This window comes from Kaarinaea lacus (assembly GCF_975902315.1).
Window position 1 is genome coordinate 1 of the sequence record NZ_CDLKIE010000475.1, and the last position, 4803, is coordinate 4803.

General features: G+C 45.7%; 4 protein-coding genes. All 4 read left to right on the forward strand.

The features are described from left to right. Positions 1 to 281 (forward strand): ATP-binding protein (locus tag ACWVCM_RS14690; RefSeq protein WP_455202514.1); only part of this gene is annotated, 281 nt, incomplete at its 5' end. A 146-nt stretch (positions 282 to 427) separates the two neighbouring features. After that, complete coding sequence (locus ACWVCM_RS14695; RefSeq protein ID WP_455202515.1) at positions 428 to 793, forward strand: hypothetical protein; 366 nt, start codon at positions 428 to 430, stop codon at positions 791 to 793. Positions 794 to 869: 76 nt separating this feature from the next. Beyond that, positions 870 to 2708, forward strand: a complete 1839-nt coding sequence (gene mutL, locus ACWVCM_RS14700; protein WP_455202516.1) for a DNA mismatch repair endonuclease MutL — start codon at positions 870 to 872, stop codon at positions 2706 to 2708. An 18-nt stretch (positions 2709 to 2726) separates the two neighbouring features. After that, entirely contained in the window at positions 2727 to 4616 is a 1890-nt protein-coding gene (locus ACWVCM_RS14705) for an ABC transporter ATP-binding protein (RefSeq protein ID WP_455202517.1), read from the forward strand. The last annotated feature ends 187 nt before the right edge of the window (positions 4617 to 4803 follow it).

Below are 4803 nucleotides of genomic sequence, written 5' to 3' on the forward strand. Positions count from 1 at the left end.
CCCGCGGCAATCAAACCTTGCTGGATTTTCGTGTTATAGACAATGGCATTGGGATATCCCTTGAACAACAGGAAAGGATATTCAATGTATTTGTGCAGGGCGATGACTCTACTACCAGAAGGTTTGATGGTCTTGGCCTGGGCCTGGCGAAAAGCCGGGGCTATTGCCGTCTCATGGGTGGTGACATCACCCTGAATACCGAAGAGGGCAGGGGTTCTGAATTTATTATTTCCATCCCAGTGAAAGTGGTTGACCGAACCGGCTATCAAGCGTCCGCCTGATCCTGCAACACACCTTAACTGTTCCTCCTATCTATCTGATACTTATCAGGTTCCTCGCATATTTTATATTCGCGATACGATGTTATAATAGCGCTCCTGACAGTTTTCACCTTGAATAACAAATATTATAAATTGGTACGTATTAAATGGCAGATAAAGCAAATTCCGAAATGATTGAAACGATCGAGTCCTTACAAAATTCTCTCAGTAATATAAAAGTTTTTACCGTTGTACCAATGGGCGTAATGTTGATTTTGTATTTCTTCAGCTTTGCAACGGCGATCGATCGAGGTATGTATGGATTGCTAACGTTTGAAATCGTGACAACGATTCTTTTTGTCTTTGCTATCATTTATATCAATAAAGTGTCCTTCGTTATGTTGAAGATGCGTTATAAAAACAAGGCGCCATTTAACAGTGTGTTGCCTTATGTAGATTATTCAGATCTGTCGGGCAAGGCGGAGGATATATTCAAAACAGTGGAAATCCGACGTCGCCAGGCAGTTTCGTAGTAATTTCGTACGTTGTGGTTCCTGAAAAAGCACTCATAGCGAAAAATTATTTAAACCTGGGATTATTTCAAAATTAATGTCTGAAACCCTGCAAAGGCCACGCATTCACGTTTTATCTACCCACCTGGCCAATCAAATTGCTGCAGGTGAAGTGGTTGAGCGACCGCTCTCCGTTGTTAAAGAACTTGTAGAAAACAGCCTGGATGCGCAGGCGTCCGTTATCGATGTAGATATAGAACAGGGTGGCATTCGCCTGATTCGGATTCGCGACAATGGTCTTGGCATACACGAGTCAGATCTGGCCCTGGCGTTAACACGCCATGCAACCAGTAAAATCAGTAGCAGCGATGATTTGCATCGCGTAAAAAGTTTGGGATTTCGCGGGGAGGCCTTGCCCAGTATTGCGTCTATTGCCCGTGTCGAGTTGCGTTCAAGATATCAAGAATCTGATCACGCGTTCCAGGTTAAGTCAGACGGAAAAAATTCAATTAGTTCACCGGAGCCCGTCGCTCATCCGCAAGGCACGACGGTTGAAGTTCGAGACCTGTTTTTTAATACACCAGGTCGGCGCAAGTTTCTAAAAACTGAGAAAACAGAATTCGGACATATCGAGTCAAGCCTGAAACGTATCGCATTGAGTCGATTTGATGTTGCCTTTTCTCTGACCCATAACCAGCGAGCGATACTCAAGTTACCCAGAGCCGAGTCCATACAACAGCAGCTTAAGCGGGTGGGACAGATCTGCGGTCAGGGTTTTGTTGATAACGCATTGCAAGTTGAGTTTACCGCAGGCCCTTTACGTTTGTGGGGCTGGATTGCCTTACCGACATTTTCCCGCAGTCAGGCTGATATGCAATATTTTTATGTCAATGGACGCGCAGTAAAAGATAAGGTGGTATCCCACGCGGTTCGGCAAGCCTACCAGGACGTTTTGTTTCATGGGCGTCACCCGGTTTATGTTTTATACCTGGATATTGATCCGGCACTGGTCGATGTTAATGTACATCCCACCAAACATGAAGTGCGGTTTCGTGACAGCAGCTCTGTACACAAATTTATATATCGTGTGCTTCATGATGCGATTGCCTCGGCAACACCTGGCGATCAGCAATCTTCTTCATTCGCAGAGCAAACGACACCTCAGCAGCCTGGTAGTGTCTTGCCATCGGCGGGTTACAATCCCGCAGGTATCGCCAACAGTAATACCGGATTACATTCGTCTAATTCCCAGCAATCCATGCCTTTAAAAGTGAAAGAGCAGCTGGAAAACTATGCCGCGTTGTATGGTCGTCTCGACAGGGATGAGGATAGTGAACGATCCTCTGATGATATTCCACCGCTGGGTTACGCTGTCGCACAGGTTCAGGGGATATACGTGTTAGCCGAGAATCAGCAAGGACTGGTAATAGTTGATATGCATGCCGCGCATGAGCGAATTACTTACGAGCGACTGAAAATCTCCTATGAAGAAAACAGCATGCGATCACAACCATTGCTGGTCCCGATCAGTATTGCTGTATCCGAAGCTGAAGTTAAGCTTGCCGAGCAAAACCAGCAAATATTCGAGTCATTGGGATTTGTGGTAGAACCATTAGGTAAAGATACCCTGGCGATACGCCAGGTTCCATCCATACTCAGAGACGCCAATGTTGAAACCCTGGTGCGTGATGTGTTGTCAGATATTGTAATCCACGGCGATAGCCAGAGAATTAGACAACAGATTAATGAAATTCTGGCAACCATGGCCTGTCACGGTTCGGTAAGAGCCAACCGTAAACTCACCCTGCCGGAAATGAATGCCTTGTTGCGGGATATGGAGAGTACCGAACGTAGTGGTCAGTGCAATCATGGTCGGCCCACCTGGATACAACTGGATATGCATCAACTCGATAAAATGTTTCTACGGGGCCAGTAACCTGCAGAAGCTGTCGCCATGAATAATCCAACAAAGTCTGCCACGGCAAGTGTGCCTTCACCTGCGATTTCAACCGATATGCCAAACGAATCCGCTCAAGGAAAATTTACCTGGCAGAATATCTTTGCCAATGCCAGGCAGCATAAACGGGAACTGGTAGCCGCCAACATTATCGCACTGCTGACCGTTGCCGTCAGTGTGCCGATTCCATTGTTAATGCCTTTATTGGTGGATGAAGTGTTGCTCAACAAGCCAGGAGCCCTGGTGGCATTTACTTCATCATTATTTCCAGAAAGCTGGCATGGCCCTGCCCTGTATATTCTTTTTATATTATTACTAACGCTTGCTTTGCGACTCGCGATGCTGCTACTTGGTGTATGGCAACTGCGAAAGTTCACCATTATCGCTAAAGATATTACCTATAAAATACGTCACGCTGTGTTAATGCGATTACAAAATGTATCCATGTCGTCATTTGAAACCATGGGTAGCGGTAGCGTAACCTCCCACCTGGTTACCGATATCAATGCTATTGATGACTTTATTGGGAACACCATTAGCAAGGCGATTGTTGCAGGTCTCAGTATTATTGGTATAGCCACTATATTGTTGTGGATGCATTGGCCACTGGCCCTGTTTATTTTGTTGATGAATCCCCTGGTTATCTACTTTACGGTGGTGTTAGGCAAGCGGGTTAAAAAGCTGAAGAAAAATGAAAACTCTGCGATTGAAGTATTTCAGCAGTCTCTTGCGGAAACCCTGGACGCTATTCAGCAAATTCGTTCTGCAAATCGCGAACGTCACTATATAAAAGATGTTATCGAAAAGGCGCGCATCATTAAAAGCCATTCAGCTGAGTTTGCCTGGAGAAGTGACGCGGCAAACCGCTTTTCCTTTGGTGTATTTTTATTTGGTTTCGATACCTTCCGTGCACTGAGTATGTTGATGGTCGTTTTTTCTGATTTAAGCGTTGGCCAGATGATGGCGGTATTTGGCTACCTGTGGTTTATGATGGGGCCGGTGCAGGAGCTTCTGAATATCCAATACGCGTTTTACGCAGCAAAAGCTGCTTTAAGCCGGGTAAATTCCCTGGTGGACTTGCCAACAGAACCGCAATACCCGCATCAGCATAATCCGTTTAAAGGTAAAAATACCGTCGCAGTAAAAGTGGAGAATGTTTCGTTTCGTTATCAGATGTATGATTCTTCGGATGATGACACTACGGAATCCAGTATGGTGCTGAACGATGTCAACCTGGAAATCGCTGCCGGCGAGAAAGTGGCTTTGGTAGGCGCCAGTGGAGGAGGGAAAACGACACTGGTACAGGTGATTCTGGGTTTATATCCACCTCAACGAGGGCAGCTGTATTTTGATAGTGTGCCTGTCACCGAAATAGGTCTGGACGTGGTACGGGATAATGTCGCGACAGTTTTACAGCATCCTGCCTTATTTAATGATACAGTACGGGTCAATTTGACCATGGGTCAGGCATATTCAGACGAGCAGCTTTTTCAGGCGCTGGATATTGCTCAATTACGGGACACTGTCGAAAGCATGCCAAAGGGGCTGGATACCATCATTGGTAAGCAGGGAGTGCGGATCTCCGGTGGGCAAAAGCAACGGCTGGCAATCGCCAGAATGGTATTACTGGATCCAAAAGTGGTCATTCTGGATGAGGCAACCTCCGCGCTGGATACGGAAACGGAATCAAAACTGCATAAAGCATTAAATCGATTCCTGGTCGGGAAAACGACGATTATAATTGCGCATCGATTGAGCGCGGTTAAGCAGGCAGATCGGGTCTATGTTTTTGAAGATGGGCATATCATCGAAGAAGGTATGCATGAAGAACTGATAAAAAATGATGGTTTATACAGTCGACTTTATGGCAAGCGTCAGCAAGTGTGAAGTCCGATGTTTATTAAAAAAAGAAAGTTTAAAGTTTATTGGTAATGTCAATGGAATCAGAAAAACACCAGGAACCGATTGTTAAATTGCACATCGAAGGGAGCGAAGTAACCCTGCTGGGTACTGCGCATATCTCCAAGGCCAGTGCGGATAAAGTAAAAGAGCTGCTGCACTCCGGTGATTTTGA

Excerpts from the sequence above, each read along its gene's own strand:
- ACWVCM_RS14705 (WP_455202517.1), top strand. The coding sequence starts at position 2,727 with ATGAATAATCCAACAAAGTCTGCCACGGCAAGTGTGCCTTCACCTGCG.
- mutL (WP_455202516.1), top strand. The coding sequence starts at position 870 with ATGTCTGAAACCCTGCAAAGGCCACGCATTCACGTTTTATCTACCCAC.
- ACWVCM_RS14695 (WP_455202515.1), top strand. The coding sequence starts at position 428 with ATGGCAGATAAAGCAAATTCCGAAATGATTGAAACGATCGAGTCCTTA.